Annotated in this window: 13 protein-coding genes; all 13 read left to right on the top strand. The window is 57.4% G+C overall.

What is annotated here, in order from left to right; all coding sequences use genetic code 11:
* The first annotated feature begins 234 nt into the window (after window positions 1-234).
* The 13 genes from rppH (at window position 235) to JWF83_RS23805 (ending at window position 18,972) form a co-directional block, all read left to right on the top strand.
* Window positions 235-762 (top strand): RNA pyrophosphohydrolase, encoded by a 528-nt coding sequence (gene rppH / locus JWF83_RS23865; protein WP_413652987.1) that lies wholly within the window; start codon window positions 235-237, stop codon window positions 760-762.
* A gap of 12 nt (window positions 763-774) precedes the next feature.
* Window positions 775-3,021 (top strand): phosphoenolpyruvate--protein phosphotransferase, encoded by a 2,247-nt coding sequence (gene ptsP / locus JWF83_RS23860; RefSeq protein WP_413652986.1) that lies wholly within the window; start codon window positions 775-777, stop codon window positions 3,019-3,021.
* Window positions 3,022-3,240: 219 nt separating this feature from the next.
* Window positions 3,241-4,113, top strand: coding sequence for a prolipoprotein diacylglyceryl transferase (gene lgt / locus JWF83_RS23855; RefSeq protein WP_413652985.1), 873 nt, complete (start codon window positions 3,241-3,243; stop codon window positions 4,111-4,113).
* 6 nt (window positions 4,114-4,119) lie between these two features.
* A complete protein-coding gene (gene thyA, locus JWF83_RS23850) occupies window positions 4,120-4,914 on the top strand; it encodes a thymidylate synthase (RefSeq protein WP_413652984.1) in 795 nt (264 codons plus the stop codon).
* 196 nt (window positions 4,915-5,110) lie between these two features.
* Window positions 5,111-5,584 carry a prepilin peptidase-dependent protein gene (locus JWF83_RS23845; protein ID WP_413652983.1) on the top strand — a complete coding sequence of 158 codons (474 nt, stop codon included), beginning with the start codon at window positions 5,111-5,113 and terminating at the stop codon, window positions 5,582-5,584.
* Window positions 5,575-6,126, top strand: coding sequence for a prepilin peptidase-dependent protein (locus JWF83_RS23840; protein ID WP_413653047.1), 552 nt, complete (start codon window positions 5,575-5,577; stop codon window positions 6,124-6,126). The genes JWF83_RS23845 and JWF83_RS23840 overlap by 10 nt, the downstream gene beginning before the upstream one ends.
* A complete protein-coding gene (locus JWF83_RS23835; protein WP_413652982.1) occupies window positions 6,123-6,557 on the top strand; it encodes a DUF2509 family protein in 435 nt (144 codons plus the stop codon). Before JWF83_RS23840 ends, JWF83_RS23835 begins: the two co-directional genes overlap by 4 nt.
* A complete protein-coding gene (locus JWF83_RS23830) occupies window positions 6,547-6,852 on the top strand; it encodes a prepilin-type N-terminal cleavage/methylation domain-containing protein (protein ID WP_413652981.1) in 306 nt (101 codons plus the stop codon). Before JWF83_RS23835 ends, JWF83_RS23830 begins: the two co-directional genes overlap by 11 nt.
* A 109-nt stretch (window positions 6,853-6,961) precedes the next feature.
* Complete coding sequence (gene recC / locus JWF83_RS23825; protein ID WP_413652980.1) at window positions 6,962-10,330, top strand: exodeoxyribonuclease V subunit gamma; 3,369 nt, start codon at window positions 6,962-6,964, stop codon at window positions 10,328-10,330.
* A 155-nt stretch (window positions 10,331-10,485) separates the two neighbouring features.
* A complete protein-coding gene (ptrA, locus tag JWF83_RS23820) occupies window positions 10,486-13,377 on the top strand; it encodes a pitrilysin (RefSeq protein ID WP_413652979.1) in 2,892 nt (963 codons plus the stop codon).
* Window positions 13,374-16,919, top strand: coding sequence for an exodeoxyribonuclease V subunit beta (gene recB / locus JWF83_RS23815; RefSeq protein ID WP_413652978.1), 3,546 nt, complete (start codon window positions 13,374-13,376; stop codon window positions 16,917-16,919). The genes ptrA and recB overlap by 4 nt, the downstream gene beginning before the upstream one ends.
* Window positions 16,913-18,748, top strand: a complete 1,836-nt coding sequence (gene recD / locus JWF83_RS23810) for an exodeoxyribonuclease V subunit alpha (RefSeq protein WP_413652977.1) — start codon at window positions 16,913-16,915, stop codon at window positions 18,746-18,748. The genes recB and recD overlap by 7 nt, the downstream gene beginning before the upstream one ends.
* Before the next feature lie 8 nt (window positions 18,749-18,756).
* Window positions 18,757-18,972: a hypothetical protein gene (locus tag JWF83_RS23805; protein ID WP_413652976.1), complete on the top strand. Its 216-nt coding sequence runs from the start codon at window positions 18,757-18,759 to the stop codon at window positions 18,970-18,972.
* The last annotated feature ends 4 nt before the right edge of the window (window positions 18,973-18,976 follow it).

Here is an 18,976-nt window from a genome sequence, read left to right as displayed (position 1 = left end):
GCTTTTTGCGCCGTCGCAAAAAGTTTTCCCCGGCTATGTACCGAGTTCTGCACAAAGCTATCCACAGAAAACGTGAATAAGATCGCGCTTTTCGGGGGGTATCTGTTCATAACTTTGATGATATCTGTGAGTTATCCCATTGTTATCCGTTGTTCACAGCCGCAACCAGTGGTTTACCGTCTGTAAGGAGTATGAAACAATCAGAACATCCGAGTTTTAGTTTGAGGTAGTCCGGTGATCGATGATGATGGCTACCGCCCGAATGTTGGTATCGTAATCTGTAATAAGCAGGGACAAGTGTTGTGGGCCAGGCGTTATGGACAACACTCCTGGCAGTTTCCTCAGGGAGGGATTAATCCTGGTGAAACTGCGGAACAGGCGATGTACCGCGAACTTTTCGAAGAAGTTGGTTTACACCGGAAAGACGTCCGTATTCTTGCTTCTACCCGTAACTGGTTACGCTATAAGTTGCCAAAACGTTTGGTGCGTTGGGACACAAAGCCGGTTTGTATCGGCCAGAAACAAAAGTGGTTTCTTCTGCAGTTGATGTGTAATGACGCGGATATCAATATGCAAACCAGCAGCACGCCGGAATTTGATGGCTGGCGTTGGGTGAGCTTCTGGTATCCGGTGCGCCAGGTGGTTTCTTTTAAACGTGATGTCTACCGCCGCGTGATGAAGGACTTTTCTGGCGTGGTAATGCCGTTGCAGGAGAGTTCTGTGCAGCGCAATGCGCCTGCTTATCGACGGAAAAGAGGTTAAGCCACGCAGATTATGCTCACTCAGTTGCGCGATATTGTTGAGAAAGTAGCGGGGGCTCCGCGCATAAATGAGTCGCTCGAGATCCTGGTTAACGAGATTTGCCTGGCAATGGATACTGAGGTCTGCTCGGTTTATCTCGCTGACCATGATCGCCGCTGTTACTACCTGATGGCAACGCGCGGGCTGAAAAAGCCGCGCGGGCGCACGGTCACGCTTGCATTTGACGAAGGGATCGTCGGTCTGGTCGGTCGCCTGGCTGAGCCGATTAACCTTGCGGATGCGCAAAAACACCCCAGCTTTAAATATGTGCCGGCGGTTAAGGAAGAACGTTTTCGCTCTTTCCTTGGCGTGCCGATTATCACCCGCCGTCAGTTACTTGGCGTACTGGTGGTACAGCAGCGTGAACATCGTCAGTTCGACGAGAGTGAAGAGTCCTTTCTGGTTACCCTTGCCACGCAAATGGCAACCATCCTGTCGCAGTCGCAACTTCACCAGCTGTTCGGCCAGTTCCGACAGACGCGTATTCGCGCACTGGCGGCGGCGCCGGGCGTAGCGGTGGCGCCGGGCTGGGTCGACACCACTCAGCCGTCGCTCGATCAGGTTTCTGCCGCTTCAACGCTGGATACCCATCGTGAACGCGAACGTCTGCAACTGGCGATGGCCGAAGCCTCAAGCGAGTTTCGACGCTTCAGTAAACGTTTCACCGCCAGCGTGCAGAAAGAGAGTGCGGCGATCTTCGATCTCTATTCGCACCTGCTGAGCGATGCGCGGCTGAAGAACGACCTGTTTGCCGAGATCGATGCCGGATCGGTGTCCGAATGGGCGGTGAAAACCGTTATTGAGAAATTTGCCGCGCAGTTCGCCAACCTGCAGGATACCTATCTGCGCGAACGTGCCGGCGACCTGCGGGCTCTCGGGCAGCGCCTGCTGTTTCATCTCGACGATAGTCTGCAGGGCACCAATGCCTGGCCGGAACGTTTTGTGCTGGTGGCCGATGAGTTAACCGCTGCCACGCTGGCGGAGCTGCCGCAGGATCGTCTGGCGGGGGTGGTGGTGCGCGATGGCGCGTCCAACTCTCATGCCGCCATTCTGGTGCGCGCAATGGGCATTCCGACGGTGATGGGCGCCGATATTCAGCCGGAGTTGCTCAATAAACGCTTACTGATCGTCGATGGCTATCGCGGCGAACTGCTGGTCGATCCTGAGCCGGTGCTGGTCCAGGAGTATCAGCGTCTGATCAGCGAAGAGAACGAGCTGAGCAAGATGGCGGAAGATCTTGTTGAGCAGCAGGGCGCGCTGAAAAGTGGTGAACGGGTGCAGGTGATGCTGAATGCCGGTCTTAGCGCCGAGCATGAGCAGGCGCTGGGTAGCTGGGTGGATGGCGTCGGCCTGTACCGTACCGAAATCCCGTTTATGCTGCACAGCGGCTTCCCTTCGGAAGAGGAACAGGTCGCGCAGTATCAGGGGATGTTGCAGCTGTTCCTGAATAAGCCGGTAACCCTGCGTACGCTGGATATCGGCGCCGATAAACAACTGCCCTATATGCCGATTAGCGAAGAGAACCCTTGCCTCGGCTGGCGCGGCATCCGCCTGACGCTCGATCAGCCGGAGATCTTTCTGGTGCAGGTCCGGGCGATGCTGCGCGCCAATGCGGCGACCGGCAATCTCAGTATTCTGCTGCCGATGATCACCAGCATTGAAGAGATTGATGAAGCGAAACGGCTGATCGAACGTGCCGGTCACGAAGTGGCGGAAATGTTGGGTTACGCCATTCCGCAACCGCGCATCGGCATTATGATCGAAGTGCCGTCAATGCTGTTTATGATCCCGCACCTGGCGGGGCGTATCGATTTTGTCTCGGTCGGCACTAACGACTTAACCCAGTATCTGCTGGCGGTGGATCGCAATAATACCCGGGTCGCGAGCCTGTACGACAGCCTGCATCCGGCGATGCTGCATGCCCTGCAGAGCATCGCCTTACAGGCGGAACGCGCGGGAATTGAACTCTGCCTGTGCGGCGAAATGGCGGGCGACCCGATGTGTGTGGTGCTGCTAATCGGTCTGGGCTATCACCATCTCAGTATGAACGGTCGGAATGTGGCGCGGGTAAAATACCTGCTGCGCCATATCGATCGTGAAGAGGCGGAAAAACTGGCGGAACACAGTCTGCTGGCGCAGACCGCGAGCGAAGTTCGCCAGCAGGTCGCGGCATTTATGGAGCGTCGTGGTCTGGGGGGCTTGATCCGCGGCGGTCGTTAAGCATAGCCGCGCCCGGTGAAAGCACGTTTGGGAAAAGGCTTTATTAAAGTTTACAAGTTCCGGACCCCGCATTAATTCGGGCTGTGATATGATTCGCAGCCTTAATTACCCTTCGTACAGGGCTGCACGGTAGCAAGAATACGAAAGGTAAGCGCTTGTGCGCACTGGTGTAATCATTCAGCCGCCCATCGTTCGGGGCAGAAAATTTTATGGTGAAAGATGAATAACGGCTACCTGACGTTCCCTCAATTCGACCCGGTGATCTTCTCTATCGGGCCGGTTTCTCTTCACTGGTACGGCTTGATGTATCTGGTGGGTTTTGTCTTTGCCATGTGGCTGGCGGTACGCCGGGCCAATAAACCAGGCAGCGGCTGGACGAAAGATGAAGTTGAAAACCTGCTGTATGCCGGTTTCCTCGGCGTGTTCCTCGGTGGGCGTATTGGCTATGTGTTGTTCTACAATATGCCGCTGTTCCTCGATAACCCGCTGTATCTGTTTAAAGTCTGGGATGGCGGTATGTCATTCCATGGTGGTCTGCTGGGTGTGATCGGCGTGATGTTCTGGTTTGCGCACCGCACCAAACGCAATTTCTTCCAGGTGGCGGATTTTATTGCTCCGCTGATCCCGTTTGGTCTCGGCGCCGGTCGTCTGGGCAACTTTATCAATGGCGAACTCTGGGGCCGCGTGGCGCCTGATTTGCCATGGGCGATGCTGTTTCCGGGCTCACGCAGCGACGATATGGTACTGGCGGCGACGCATGCGGAATGGCAGCCGCTGCTGGCTACCTACGGCGTGCTGCCGCGTCATCCGTCCCAGGTGTACGAACTGCTGCTGGAAGGGGTGGTGCTGTTTATCATTCTCAACCTGTTTATTCGCAAACCACGGCCGATGGGCGCCGTCTCCGGCCTGTTCCTGATTGGCTATGGTGCGTTTCGTAGCTTTGTCGAGTTCTTCCGCCAGCCGGACGCGCAACTCGGCCTGTTCGATGGCGTGATCAGTATGGGGCAGATTCTGTCGGTTCCGATGATTCTGGCCGGTGTGATTATGATGATTTGGGCGTACCGTCGTCGCCCGCAGCAACAAATTTCGTGAGGAAAAATGAAACAGTATCTGGATTTAATGCAGAAGGTGCTCACTGAGGGCACCGCGAAAAACGATCGTACCGGAACCGGCACGCTGTCGATTTTCGGTCATCAGATGCGTTTCAACCTGCAGGAAGGCTTCCCGCTGGTGACCACCAAGCGCTGCCATTTACGCTCGATTATTCATGAGCTGCTATGGTTCCTGCAGGGGGATACCAATACCGCTTATCTGAAACAGCACAACGTCTCAATTTGGGATGAGTGGGCGGATGAAAACGGTGATTTAGGCCCGGTCTACGGCAAACAGTGGCGTAGCTGGGGCGCGGCCGATGGCCGCCAGATCGACCAGATCAGCAAAGTGCTGGAGCAGCTGAAACAGGATCCGGACTCACGCCGTATTATTGTCTCTTCATGGAATGTTGGCGAACTGGATCAGATGGCGCTGGCTCCCTGCCACGCATTTTTCCAGTTCTATGTCGCTGACGGCAAGCTCTCCTGCCAGCTGTATCAGCGCTCCTGCGACGTGTTTCTTGGTCTGCCGTTTAATATCGCCAGCTATGCGTTGCTGGTGCATATGGTGGCGCAACAGTGCGATCTGGCGGTAGGTGACTTTGTCTGGACCGGTGGCGATACCCATCTGTACAGCAACCATCTGCAACAGACCGATCTGCAACTGTCGCGTGAACCACGCCCGTTACCGAAACTGGTGATTAAGCGTAAACCCGCATCAATTTTTGATTATCGTTTTGAAGACTTTGACATCGAGGGTTACGATCCTCACCCGGCGATTAAAGCCCCGGTAGCCATTTAACCGCGGGTCGCGGTGGTCAGTCACTGACCACCGCGCATCGCTGCCTGGTCCCGCGATCCCCCCGCGGGTAAATCCGCGATCCACCTCTGAAACGGCATGTTACTGACGGCAACGGCGTCAGTTTTATTTCGCGCCATGCCGATAACGGCGTCACTGCCGCTGGCATCCTGTGTTACGCCCGCTACTCTCTCTGGTTATGAAAAACCACAATACGCAAGGCTATACCTTGCCGGAACTGCTTATGGTACTGGTGATTGTTGGCATTCTCGCTGCCAGCGGCATGGCGGGCTGGTTGCGCTGGCAACAGCAGCAACGACTGGCGCAGACGGCACAGCAGATTCACTCCTTTCTGCATCAGTTGCGCGCCTGGTCTCACTGGCACAATAGCGAACAGGTATTGTGGCTGAAAGCGGGGGATCGCTGGTGTCTCGGCAGTGGCGTTATGCCGGACGCCGCCTGTGAGACCGGGCGCCGCGATCAACTAATTGCCCCTCATCCTGATGTGCAGGTACTGAGTCTGACGCCGGGCATGGGCTTTTACGGTAAACGTAACGCGGCGCGTGCCGGTCATATTGAGTTGGCTAATGCTGCGGGTTCCGTACGCATTATCGTTTCAGCGCGGGCGCGTATTCGCCGCTGCAACGGTGAACATCAGGATAACTGCCAGTGAGAGCGCCAGGGTTCAGTCTGATCGAGATGATTATCGCTATGGCGATCGGCGGTGTATTGCTGTTGGGGGCGATGCGGCTGTTGCCGCAACTACAGGGGCAGAATCGGCAATTGCTGGCGCAGTTACAGCTTGATGAAGAGCTGCAGCAAATGATGATGACGCTGGAAAAAGCGCTGCGGCGCGCCGGTTACTGCCATGGTCAATGTGGCGGCGAAGGGCTGCAGATTGCCGCAGGCGGGCAGTGCGTGCTGATCCAATGGGATGAAAATAGTAATGGTCGCTGGGAAGCGCCCGGCGATGAGGAAAGCGAGTTTTATGGTTATCGCCTGCGCAATAACAGTCTGGAAATGCAGCGCGGCGTCAGTAGCTGTGATGGCGGCGGCTGGGAGCGGCTTTCCGACCCGCAGAGCGTCATCGTGACCCGGTTCCAGGTACAGCGCGACAGCCGCATCATTAAACTTACCCTGAGTGCTTACACCCCGACATTTCCCGGGCGTATACAGGTGCTGGAACAGTGGGTACGCGGAATGAATTTGCCATGAGCCGACAACAGGGAAGTGGGGTATTGAGTATGGTGGTGGTGGTGCTACTGCTGGGGACCGCGCTATTGAATGCTACGCGCCAGCAGCTGGCGTCGGCGTTAACGCTGGTGGCGCACGAACGGCAGCATATTATCGATTTTTATGCCGCGCAGGCGGCGCTGGCCTGGGGCAGCAAACTCTCCTGGCCGGCAAGCCACGGCTGGCAGTGTCAGACTGAGCCGCAACAGCAGTGGCGCGCCTGCCTGCATCGCGTTGAGCCAGCGCGCGGATTACTGCGCGGCGAGCATCGTGGCTCTGCGCTTCCCGCGCTGGCACTCTGGCAGTGGGTGCAGGCGGATCCAGACGAACCTGGGGTGCGTCCGCTGGCTCATGGCTGGATTGATTTCTGTCCGCTGGCCCGGCTGGCGGAGTGCGCGCCCGATGCGCGCTAAGCGGCAGCGGGGCTTCAGCCTGCCGGAAGTGATACTGGCGCTGCTGCTATTTAGCCTTAGTTTAACCGCGCTGTTGCACTATCAGCGGGTACTGACCGAAGGTTTTGCCCGACAGTGGCAGCAGCGTCAGGCCTGGCGTTACGCCGCACAGCGCATTGAAGGCCATGTGGTTGACGGCTGGCAGACACAGCTGCTGGTCCAGAGTGGGCCGGGTGGTTGTCAGTTACTCAGCGCGCAGGCCAGCGGACCGCTGGGAGGTGAGGCGCGGCTGACCACGCTGCGCTGTGAACCCTGAGGGGCACCGTTGTGCCTGAAATGCGCTATCGCGCGTTTGCATCGGGGGTTATCCGGGTTACAGTGTCAAGGCCAGCGCGGCGTATTCGCAGGATTGAACGGGAGCAACGATGTTTACGGTTTACCACTCCAACCAGCTTGATTTATTGAAATCGCTGGCGGCTTATCTTATTGAAAACCAACCGTTACGCGATCCTTTTCAGTCTGAAGTGGTGCTGGTGCAGAGTCCGGGGATGGCGCAGTGGTTACAGATGTCGCTGGCTGAACATTTTGGCATTGCCGCTAATATTGAATTTCCTCTGCCCGCCAGTTTTATCTGGGAGATGTTTGTCCGCGTCCTGCCCGACATTCCTGCAGAGAGCGCCTTCAATAAAGCCAGTATGAGCTGGAAACTGATGACGCTGCTGCCGGAGATGCTGACGCGCCCGCAGTTTACCGCCCTGAGTCACTATCTCACCGATGACGATGATAAACGTAAGCTGTTTCAGCTGGCGGCGAGGGTCGCCGACCTGTTTGACCAGTATCTGGTTTACCGTTCTGACTGGCTGAACCGCTGGGAAAAAGGTGAGCTGATTGAAGGGCTGGGTGAGGCGCAGCAGTGGCAGGCCCCGCTATGGGCGGCGCTGGTGGAGTACACCCGGCAGCTTGCGCAGCCGGAATGGCACCGTGCCAACCTCTATTCACGTTTTATCACCCGGCTGGAGCAAGCCAGCGAGCGTCCGGCTGGCTTGCCGGATCGGGTATTTATCTGCGGCATCTCGGCCTTGCCGCCGGTCTATTTGCAGGCGCTGCAGGCGCTGGGCAAACATATTGATATCCATCTGCTGTTTACCAACCCCTGTCGCCATTACTGGGGGGATATCCAGGACTATGGTTTCCTGGCAAAGTTGCAAAGTCGCCGTCGCCGCCACTTTCAGCAGCCGCGCGAGAGCGGCCTGTTTCGCGATGCGGATAACGCGTCACTCCTGTTTGATGCCGCAGGCGAGCAGCAACTCAGTAATCCGCTGCTGGCCTCCTGGGGTAAATTAGGACGCGATAACCTGTTTTTGCTGGCGCAGATGGAGGCGCAGGAGGTTGATGCCTTTGTCGATATCAGCGCGGATTCATTACTGCACGCGGTGCAGCGCGATATGCTGGAGCTGGACGATATGGCGGTGATTGGCGTCACCGCCGAACAGCTGGCAAGCAGTGCGCAGAAGCGGCGGTTACAGCCGGATGACCGTTCGATTGCGCTGCATATCTGTCACAGCCCGCAGCGCGAAGTGGAAGTCTTGCAGGATCGTCTGCTGGCGATGATGGCGGATCATCCGCAGCTTTCCCCGCGCGATATTATTGTGATGGTCGCCGATATCGACGCCTATACGCCGTTTATTCAGGCGGTGTTCGGCAATGCCCCGGCGCAACGCTATCTGCCGTTTGCTATCTCCGATCGGCGCGCCAGCCAGGCTCATCCGGCGTTGCAGGCATTTCTCAGCTTACTCAGCCTGCCGGACAGCCGTTTCGCCAGCGAAGAGGTGCTGGCGCTGCTGGAAGTTCCGGCGCTGGCGGCACGCTTTCATATCGATGAGCCGGACCTGCGTCGCCTGCGGCAATGGGTCGCCGGGTCCGGTATTCGCTGGGGACTGGACGACGATAACGTGCGTCAGCTGGCGCTGCCAGCCACCGGGCAGCACACCTGGCACTTCGGCATCACCCGCATGCTGTTGGGTTACGCGATGGCCAGTGATTCCGGCGACTGGCAGGGTATTTTACCGTATGACGAATCCAGCGGCCTGATTGCCGAGCTGGCGGGTAACCTGGCGGAGCTGTTGATGCAGCTTAACCACTGGCGTCAGCGCCTGTCACAGCCACGCGTGCTGCAAGAGTGGCTGCCGCAGTGCCGCCAGCTACTGGATGATTTCTTTGCTGGCGATGCGGATACCGAAGCGGCGCTGGCGCTGATTGAGGAGCAGTGGCAGCAGACGGTGACCTATGGTATTCAGGCGCAATACCAGCAGGCGGTACCGCTGACGCTGCTGCGCGACGAGCTATCGTCGCGACTCGATCAACAGCGTATCAGCCAGCGCTTTCTCGCCGGTCCGGTCAATTTCTGTACCCTGATGCCGATGCGCTCCATCCCGTTTAAAGTGGTGTGCCTGCTGGGAATGAATGACGGCGTATATCCGCGTACCTTACCGCCGCTGGGCTTTGATTTAATGAGCCAGCAGCCGCGCAAGGGCGATCGCAGCCGTCGCGATGATGACCGCTATTTATTCCTTGAAGCGCTGCTGTCGGCGCAACAGCAGCTGTATATCAGTTATATCGGCCGTTCCATCCAGGATAATAGCGAACGTTACCCGTCGGTGCTGGTCAGCGAATTAACGGATTATATAGCACAAAGTTTTTGCCTGCCCGGCGATGAAACGCTGGATGTTGACAGCAGCGCGCAGCGGGTGCAGGCACATTTGCAACATCTGCACAGCCGCATGCCATTTGCCGCAGAAAACTTCGCTGAAGATGCCGAATTCCGTAGCTTTGCCGCCGAATGGCTGCCGGCTGCCAGCGGCAGCGGCGAGCCGCACCCACCGTTTATGCAGCCGCTCGGGGCGCTGGAGCTTAGCGAGCTGAATTTCGAACAGCTGATACGCTTCTGGCGTCATCCGGTGCGCGCTTTCTTTAGCATGCGGCTGGGGGTCAGCTTCAGTCTTGAAGAGACCGAACTGCCCGATGCCGAGCCGTTTGAACTCGACAGCCTCGGGCGCTACCAGATTAATGCGCAGTTACTCAATGCGCTGATCGATGGTCAGGATGATGACTGGCTGTTTAATTACCATCGTGCTGCCGGTGATCTGCCATATGGCGCCTTTGGCGAACTATTCTGGCGCGCGCAACGTGACGAGATGGTCACGCTGGCTGAACAGGTTCGCCAGCAGCGCCGGCAGAGCGAAAGCCGGGAAATTAATCTGCAGATTGGCGCGGTACAGCTAAGCGGCTGGCTGCCCCAGGTGCAGGATGATGGTTTACTGCGCTGGCGCCCGGGGGTACTGAATTTTAATGATGGCCTGACGCTGTGGCTGGAGCATCTGGTGTATTGCGTGATGGGTGGCGGCGGACGCAGCCGGATGTATGGACGTAAAGAGAGCCAGTGGGCTTTTGACGCCATTGCCCCGGAGGCGGCGACAGAGTGGCTGGCGCGTTTTATTGCCGGTTATCGCCACGGGATGTCAGTACCGCTATTACTGTTGGCAAAAAGCGGTGGCGCCTGGCTGAACGCCTGTTATGACGAAAAAAACCAAACTCTGTTGTCTGATGATGCCAGCCAGGCAAAAGCGCGGGTCAAACTGTTGCAGGCCTGGCAGGGGAATTATCAGCTGGAAGGCGAGGGGAGCGACCCCTGGCTGCAAAGGCTATTCCGCGTGCTGGATGAGGATTGCGTACGGCAAATTTGCGCTGAAGCAGAGAACTGGCTGCTGCCGTTGCTGCGTTATAACCAGCCCTGAGCTGTAAACAATGCGGACATCAGGCCGGTCATCATGTAGTGTTACTTTGTAACGATTTTACTTTTTGGTGGTACTTATTTGCCGTGTTGACACAGGCACGGTGAAAATTAGAGTTAAGAGCCTGTTCCGCCAGGCGCTATTGTTGAGGGGTTTGAATGCGCAAGCACGTTGTCTGGATCACGAGTCTGTTTATTTGCTTTACCTTCTGGAGTGATGTTTCGCAGGCGGCAAATGGCTGGCAGCCGATGGCTGAAACCATACGTAAAAGCGCAAAGGACCCGCGTCAGTACCAGGCAATCAAACTGGAAAATGGCATGACGGTACTGCTGGTGTCTGACACGCTGGCGCCGAAGTCGCTAACCGCGCTGGCGGTGCCGGTCGGTTCGCTGGAAGATCCGGATAGTCAACTGGGGCTGGCGCACTACCTCGAACATATGGTGTTGATGGGTTCTAAGCGCTATCCACAGCCTGATAATCTTGCTGAATTTCTTAAGAAACATGGCGGCAGCCACAATGCCAGTACCGCTTCGTATCGCACCGCCTTCTATCTTGAAGTGGAAAATGATGCGCTGGAACCGGCCACCGATCGTCTGGCGGATGCCATCGCCGAACCCCTGCTGGATCCGCTGAATGCCGATCGTGAACGTAATGCGGTTAATGCGGAACTGACCATGGCGCGTTCGCGTGACGGATTGCGAATGGCGCAGGTGGGAGCGGAAACCCTGAACCCGCAGCATCCGGGCGCACGTTTCTCCGGCGGCAACCTCGAAACCCTGCGTGATAAATCCGACAGTAAACTGCATCCGGCGCTGACCGCTTTTTATCAGCGTTATTACTCGGCTAATCTGATGAAGGCGGTGATTTACAGTAATAAACCCCTGCCCGAAATGGCGCGGATTGCAGCGAATACCTTTGGCCGCGTAGCAAATCGTCAGGCGACCGTGCCGGAGATTAGCGTACCGGCGGCAACCGAACAGCAGAAAGGCATTATCATTCACTATGTGCCGGCGCAGCCGCGTAAGCAGCTAAAAATTGAATTCCGCATCGGGAACAACAGTGACAAATTCCGCAGTAAAACCGATACCCTGCTCGGCTATCTGATCGGTAATCGCAGCAAAAACACGCTGTCGGACTGGCTACAGAAACGTGGCCTGGCGGACTCCATCAGTGCCGGTGCCGATCCAGTGATCGACCGCAATGGCGGCATTTTCTCTATCTCGGTGTCGCTCACCGATAAAGGGCTGGAGAATCGCGATCAGGTTGTCGCCGCGGTATTCAGCTACCTTAATCTGCTGCGCCAGGGGGGCGTTGATAAACGTTACTTTGATGAAGTCGCGCATGTGCTGGATCTCGATTACCGTTACCCTTCGCTCACCCGCAATATGGACTATATCGAATGGCTGGTGGATACCATGTTACGGGTGCCGGTAGAGCATACGCTGGATGCGCCTTACATCGCCGATCAGTATGATGCGCCGGCGATTGAACACCGTCTGCAGGGCCTGACGCCAGAAAATGCGCGGATCTGGTATATCAGCCCCAATGAGCCGCATAATAAAATCGCCTACTTTGTTGAAGCGCCGTATCAGGTGGATAAAATCAGCGCGCAGCGCTTTGCCGACTGGCAGAAACTCAGCGCTGATATTCAGCTGTCAATGCCGGTGCTCAATCCCTATATTCCGGACGATTTCACTCTGATCCCGGCTGGCAGTGAACGCCGGGACCATCCGCAACCGTTGATCAATGAACCTGGTTTGCGCGTGTTTTATATGCCCAGCCAGTACTATGCCGATGAGCCAAAAGCGAATATCACGCTGGCGCTGCGCAATAAAGCCGCGATGAGCGGCGCACGCAACCAGGTGCTGTTTGCGCTAAATGATTACCTGGCCGGGGTGGCGCTTGATGAACTCAGTTCGCAGGCATCGGTAGGGGGCATTAGCTTCTCCACCAGTGAGGACGATGGCGTTATGTTTAGCGCCAGCGGTTTCACCCAGCGGTTACCCAAACTGCTGAGCACTTTACTGGCTGGTTACGCCAGTTTTACCCCCGATGATGCTCAGCTGGAGCAGGCGAAGTCGTGGTATGCCGAACGCCTGGATTCCGCGGATAAAGGTAAGGCATTCGAGCAGGCGATTCAGCCGGTACAGATGCTATCACAACTGCCTTATAGCGAACGCGGCACGCGTCGTGCGCTACTGCCGTCGATTACGCTGCAGGAGCTGCTTGACTACCGTAAGCAGTTGCTGGAAAAAGCCACGCCGGAAATGCTGGTGGTGGGGAATATGACCGCCGACGCGGTCAGCTCTCTGGCGCGCGATGTACGTGCGCAACTGCAGTGCAGCGGTGAAAGCTGGTGGCACAGTGAGTATGTCGCCATTGAACAGCCGGTGCTGGCAAATATTGAAAAGACCGGCAGCAGCACGGACTCGGCGCTGGCGGCGGTGTATGTTCCGCTCGGCTATGCTGAGTATCAAAGCCTTGCCAGCAGTGCGATGTTGAGCCAGATTGTGCAGCCGTGGTTCTACAATCAGTTACGAACCGAAGAGCAGCTTGGCTATGCGGTGTTTGCTTTCCAGATGCCGGTTGGGCGTCAGTGGGGCATTGGTTTCCTGTTGCAGAGCAACAGCAAGCAGCCGGCCTTTTTGTTACAGCGCTATCAGGCATTCTACCCAACGGCGGAAAAACGCCTGCGCGCGATGAGCAAAGAGGATTTTGCCCAGTATCAGCTGGCGATGATTAACGAACTGAAACAGCGGCCACAGACGCTTGATGAGGAAGCCGGGCGCTTTACCAAAGATTTTGACCGGGAAAACTACCGTTTCGACACGCGTGAAAAAGTCATTGAGCAGGTCCAACAACTGACGCCTGAAGGGCTGGCGGACTTCTTCCACAATGCGGTAATAAAACAGCAGGGTCTGGCGCTAATGTCGCAAATTTCCGGGACGCAGCATGAAAAAGCAGAATATGCGCAAGCTGAGGGCTTTAAAACCTGGGAAAATGTCTCCAGTTTGCAGCAATCTTTACCGGTAAAGAGTGAGAAAAAATGACTAATCCGATTCCGCAACGGCTCGATCCGTTAACTCTGCCACTGGCTGGCGAACGGTTGATTGAAGCCTCTGCGGGAACCGGTAAAACCTTTACCATCGGTGTGCTCTATCTGCGTCTGTTGCTGGGTCTGGGGCAGCAGGCTGCTTTTCCGCGCCCGCTGTCGGTAGAAGAGATCCTGGTGGTGACCTTTACCGAAGCCGCCACCGCCGAGCTGCGCGGACGTATTCGTAGCAATATCCATCAGCTGCGCATCGCCTGCGTGCGCCGCGTGACTGACAATCCGGTGCTGAAACAGCTGCTGCTGCAGATCGACGATCTGCCACAGGCGGCGTCAATGCTGCTGGCGGCGGAACGGCAAATGGATGAAGCCGCTATCTTCACCATTCATGGTTTTTGCCAGCGTATGCTGAATCTCAATGCATTTGAATCCGGCATGCTATTCGAACAGCAACTTATCGAGGATGAACATACGCTGCGGCGGCAGGCGACCGCCGATTTCTGGCGCCGCCACTGCTATCCGCTGCCGCTGGCGATTGCCCGGGTGATTGCCGCGGAATGGAGCGGACCGGACGCTTTGCTGTCGACGCTGTCGCCCTGGTTGCAGGGTGAGTCGCCAACGCTGAAATATCCCCCGGCGCTGGATGAAACCCTGAGTGAACGTCATGCCAGACTGATTGCGCGTATCGATCGGCTGAAAGCGCAATGGCGTCAGGCGGCGCCGGAGCTGCTGGCGCTGATCGCCGACTCCGGCGTTGATAAGCGCAGCTACAGCAGCAAACATCTGCCGAACTGGCTGGAAAAAATCGGCCAGTGGGCGCAGGAACAGACGGAGAGCTACAGCCTGCCAAAGGATCTGGAGCGTTTTACGCAGAGTACGCTGACGGATAAGACCAAAAAAGGTGAGGCGCCGCAGCACGCACTGTTTGCGGCGATTGAACAGTTTCTTGCGCAACCGCTGTCGCTGCGCGACCTGGTGATTGCCCGCGCCCTGCAAGAGATCCGCTTTGCCACGCGTCAGGAAAAACGACTGCGCGCGCAGCTGGGCTTTGACGATCTGCTCAGCCGTTTTGACGAGGCGCTGCAGCAGCCCGCGGGTCCGCTGCTGGCCAGTACCATTCGTAACCGTTATCCGGTGGCGTTAATCGATGAGTTTCAGGATACCGATCCACAGCAATACCGTATTTTCCGCACGCTGTATGTCGGCCAGCCGGAAAGCGCGCTATTACTGATTGGCGACCCGAAACAGGCCATCTATGCCTTTCGCGGCGCCGATATTTTTACCTATATGAAGGCGCGTTCCGAAGTGAGCGCGCACTATACGCTGGACACCAACTGGCGCTCATCTCCGCCGATGATTGCAAGCGTTAATCAGCTATTCACCCGGCTGGATAACCCTTTTCTGTTTCAGCAGATCCCGTTTCTGCCGGTGCAGGCTGCGCCTGCTAATGCGGCGCTGCGCTTTACTATCGATGGGCAGCAACAACCGGCGCTGCGTTTCTGGTTACAGCCGGGTAGCGGGGTGGGCGTCAGTGAGTATCAGCAGTTTATGGCGCGTCAGTGCGCGGCGGAGATCTGTCACTGGCTGACCGCCGGCCAGCAGGGAACGGCGTTGATCGGCAAAGGCGAGGAGATGCGCCCGGTGCAGGCTTCGGATATCACCATCCTGGTGCGCAGCTATGGCGAAGCGGCGGTGATGCGTGAGGCGCTCAATGGCCTCAATATCCCTTCAGTCTACCTTTCCAATCGTGAGAGCGTGTTTACCACCCCGGAAGCGCGTGAACTCTTATGGCTGCTCCAGGCGGTACTGGCGCCAGAACAGGAACGTACCTTACGCAGCGCGCTGGCGACCAGCATTCTTGGCCTTGATGCGCCTACCCTTGATGCGCTGAGCCAGGATGAGCGCGCCTGGAACCAGCTGGTGGATGAGTTTGCTGACTATCGCCAGCTGTGGCTGAAACGCGGCGTCTTGCCGATGCTGCGCGAACTGATGGTGAAACGTCATATCGGTGAAAATCTGCTGCTCTCTTCCAGCGGCGAGCGTCGTCTGACCGACTTACTGCACCTGGGGGAACTGTTGCAGGAGGCCGCTTCCCAGCTCGACAGTGAACCTGCGCTGGTGCGCTGGCTGGCGCAACAGATAGCGCAACCCAACAGTCAGGCGGCCAGCCAGCAGCTGCGGCTCGAAAGCGATCGTCATCTGGTACAGATTGTCACCATTCACAAATCGAAAGGGCTGGAGTATGCACTGGTATGGCTGCCGTTTGTGGCTAATTTCCGCGAGGCCGCACAGGGCATTTACCACGATCGTCACACCTTTCAGGCATTGCTCGATCTGCAGGGGGATGACGAGAGCCAGCAGTTAGCTGAGCAGGAGCGGCTGGCGGAAGATTTACGCCTGCTGTATGTGGCGCTGACCCGCTCAGTCTGGCACTGCAGTATCGGTATTGCGCCGCTGGTAAAAGGTAATCGCAAGAAAGAGGGCGGCAGCGATCTGCATAAAAGCGCCGTTGGTTTTTTACTACAGCGCGGCGAGGAGGCTGATAGTGAGCAGTTGCTTACTTTTCTGCAGCAGCTGAGCAGTGAAGCAATTGCGCTGACCTGCGCCGGGACCAGCGATCACCGCGCATGGCAACCAGAAGAGCCGCAACCGCAGCAGCTTAGTAGCCGGCAGATTACCCGTACGCTGCGGGATGAGTGGCGCGTAACCAGCTATTCCGGCTTACAGCAGCATGGTCCGGCGATGGCGCTGGATCTGGTGCCGCGTTTTGATGTGGATGCCGCCGGGGAAGCAGGTCAGGTAAGTGAGCAAGCACTTACCCCACACAGCTTTCCGCGTGGGGCATCGCCGGGAACCTTTTTGCACAGCCTGTTTGAAAATATTGATTTTACCCAGCCGTTGCCAGCAGAGTGGTTACAGCAGCAATTGCAGCAGCAGGGTTACGACCAGATGTGGTTGCCGGTGTTGGAACAGTGGGTTAACCGCATCCTTAATACGCCGCTGGATGAAAGCGGCGTCAGCCTCAGTCAGTTGCAACCGCAACACAAGCAGGTGGAGTTACAGTTTTATCTGCCTATCGGTGCTCTGCTTACGGCGTCCGGGCTGGATAAACTGCTGCGAAAGTACGATCGGTTATCGGCACGCGCGCCGGCGTTAAGTTTTCATCAGGTGCGCGGCATGCTGAAAGGGTTTATCGACCTGGTATTCTGCTGGCAGGGTAAATACTATCTGCTGGACTACAAATCAAACTGGCTGGGCGAAGAGAGTGCGGCCTATACGCCGGAAGCCATGGAGCAGGCGATGATCGCTCATCGCTACGATTTGCAGTATCAGCTGTATACGCTGGCGCTGCACCGCTATCTGCGTCACCGGCTGGCGGATTATGACTATCAGCGCCATTTTGGCGGCGTGCTGTATCTTTTTCTACGCGGCGTTGATGGCAGCGCCAGTGAGAATGGCGTGTTTCGCACCCGCCCATCGCTGGAGTTTGTTAGCGAGCTGGATCAGCTGTTTGCCGGCAGTACAGGGGAGGCGGCATGTTAATCGGGCTATTGCGCCAGGCGGTGGAAAAACGGCTGATGCGCACGCTGGATGTGCAATTCGCCCATATGCTGGCCGACGAGTCACAGCCTGCGCTGATGCTGGCGGCCGCCTGGATCAGCGCGGAAGCTGGCGAAGGCCATGTCTGTCTGCCGCTCGCCCAACTGACGGAATCTGCGTTGTTTGCCGGTCGTCACCCGGAACTGGCGGCGGCAATCTGGCAGGCCGCTGGCGCACCGGATGACTGGCAGACTCTGTTATTAAACAGTGCAGCGGTAAGCGATGGCTCACTTGCTACGCCGCTGGTATTGCATCAGCAGCGGTTATATCTCAACCGGATGTGGCAGGGGGAGGGTAAGGTGGCGGAATTTATCGCTACCGAGCCTGTGGCTGAGGTTGCTGATAGCAGCGTGCTGCGTGCGGTGCTGGATCAGCTCTTTGGTCAGCAGCCGGAAGACTGGCAGAAGGTGGCCGCTGCGGTGGCGATCACCCGCAAGATCTCGGTGATCTCCGGTGGTCCCGGCACCGGGAAAACCACCACGGTGGCAAAATTACTGGCGGCCCTGATCCGTCTGACCCCTGGCGCGCTGCGCATCCAGCTAGCCGCGCCGACGGGTAAAGCGGCGGCGCGTCTGACCGAATCGCTGGGCAAAGTGCTGCCAGACCTCGGGTTGAGCAGTGAAGAGCAGCAAAAATTTCCGGCTGAAGCCACCACTCTGCACCGTCTCTTGGGGGCGCAGCCTGACAGTCTGCGCATGCGCTATCACGCGGCCAATCCGCTGCATCTTGATGTGCTGGTGGTGGATGAGGCGTCGATGGTGGATTTACCGATGATGGCGAATCTGATTGCCGCACTGCCAAAGCAGGCACGGGTGATTTTCCTCGGCGACCGCGATCAGCTGGCGTCGGTGGAAGCCGGGGCGGTATTGGGGGATATCTGTCGCTGCGCCGAAGCCGGTTATAGCGTGGCGCGCGCGCAACAACTGACGCAGCTGACCGGCTGCCAGGTTGCGGGACGGCATGATGAACAGGCTTCCGCAGTGCGCGACAGTATTTGCCTGCTGCGCAAAAGTTACCGTTTTGACCAGAAGTCGGGGATCGGTCAGCTGGCGCTGGCGGTAAATGCCGGCGATCTGCGACGCGCCGATGCGGTATTTGCCGCCGGATTCACTGATATTGCACGCCACCCGCTTGCCAGCGCGGAACAGTATCAACAGCTGTTAAGCGACTGTGTGGCCGGTTATCGCCCCTGGCTGCAACTGGTGGCACAGCAGGCGCCGGCCCAGCAGGTGATGGCGGCGTTTGCGCGCTACCAGTTACTCTGTGCGCTGCGTGAAGGGCCGTTTGGCGTGGTGGGATTAAACGATCGCATCGAGCTGATGCTGCAACAGAAAGGACTGATCCAGCGGCCGCCAGCGGCCAGCGGTAAATGGTATGCCGGCCGCCCGGTGATGATTGCCCGCAATGACCGCACTCTGGGGCTGTTTAATGGTGATGTTGGCATTGCGCTGCGTGATGAAGAGAACAACTTAAAGGTGTTCTTTTCGCTGCCGGATGGCAGCATCAAAGCGGTGCAGCCCAGTCGTTTACCGCCGCACGATACGGCTTTCGCCATGACGGTGCATAAATCTCAGGGATCGGAGTTTGAACATACCGCCCTGGTGTTACCCAATCATTTTCTGCCGGTGCTGACCCGTGAACTGGTTTATACCGCCATCACACGTGCGCGCCGCCACCTGACGCTATACGCCGATAATAACGTGTGGAGTAAAGCGGTGAAAATGCGTACGCAGCGGCGTAGTGGCTTGCAGGAGCGGCTGATCGGGCAGTGACAGGGGATATGGCTGCGGGCGGCGAAAACGCCCGTCGGTTAAGCTGCGGCCAGCAGTTGCTCTTCCGGGTGCTCGGGGAGATACAGGCGCTGGCGACGCTGGCGACGCTGGCCTGCTCGCCGCCAGCGCGGATCCGGAGCGCCAGGTTCCGGCTGTTCAGTTCACTGGCATTCGCCACCAGCCCGGAATCTGCCGCGATTCTGCCGCAACCCTCCAGCCATTGAGCGA

It is taken from the genome of Pantoea sp. B65, from assembly GCF_047308185.1.
Taxonomy (GTDB): domain Bacteria; phylum Pseudomonadota; class Gammaproteobacteria; order Enterobacterales; family Enterobacteriaceae; genus Erwinia.
The sequence above is the reverse complement of the archived record's forward strand: the minus strand, read 5'-3'. Positions and strand labels throughout refer to the sequence as shown.

Bases quoted from the DNA above. Each gene is read 5' to 3' on its own strand.
- ptsP (WP_413652986.1), top strand. From the start codon at position 775: ATGCTCACTCAGTTGCGCGATATTGTTGAGAAAGTAGCGGGGGCTCCG.
- lgt (WP_413652985.1), top strand. From the start codon at position 3,241: ATGAATAACGGCTACCTGACGTTCCCTCAATTCGACCCGGTGATCTTC.
- thyA (WP_413652984.1), top strand. From the start codon at position 4,120: ATGAAACAGTATCTGGATTTAATGCAGAAGGTGCTCACTGAGGGCACC.
- JWF83_RS23845 (WP_413652983.1), top strand. From the start codon at position 5,111: ATGAAAAACCACAATACGCAAGGCTATACCTTGCCGGAACTGCTTATG.
- JWF83_RS23835 (WP_413652982.1), top strand. From the start codon at position 6,123: ATGAGCCGACAACAGGGAAGTGGGGTATTGAGTATGGTGGTGGTGGTG.
- JWF83_RS23830 (WP_413652981.1), top strand. From the start codon at position 6,547: ATGCGCGCTAAGCGGCAGCGGGGCTTCAGCCTGCCGGAAGTGATACTG.
- recC (WP_413652980.1), top strand. From the start codon at position 6,962: ATGTTTACGGTTTACCACTCCAACCAGCTTGATTTATTGAAATCGCTG.
- ptrA (WP_413652979.1), top strand. From the start codon at position 10,486: ATGCGCAAGCACGTTGTCTGGATCACGAGTCTGTTTATTTGCTTTACC.
- recB (WP_413652978.1), top strand. From the start codon at position 13,374: ATGACTAATCCGATTCCGCAACGGCTCGATCCGTTAACTCTGCCACTG.
- recD (WP_413652977.1), top strand. From the start codon at position 16,913: ATGTTAATCGGGCTATTGCGCCAGGCGGTGGAAAAACGGCTGATGCGC.
- JWF83_RS23805 (WP_413652976.1), top strand. From the start codon at position 18,757: ATGGCTGCGGGCGGCGAAAACGCCCGTCGGTTAAGCTGCGGCCAGCAG.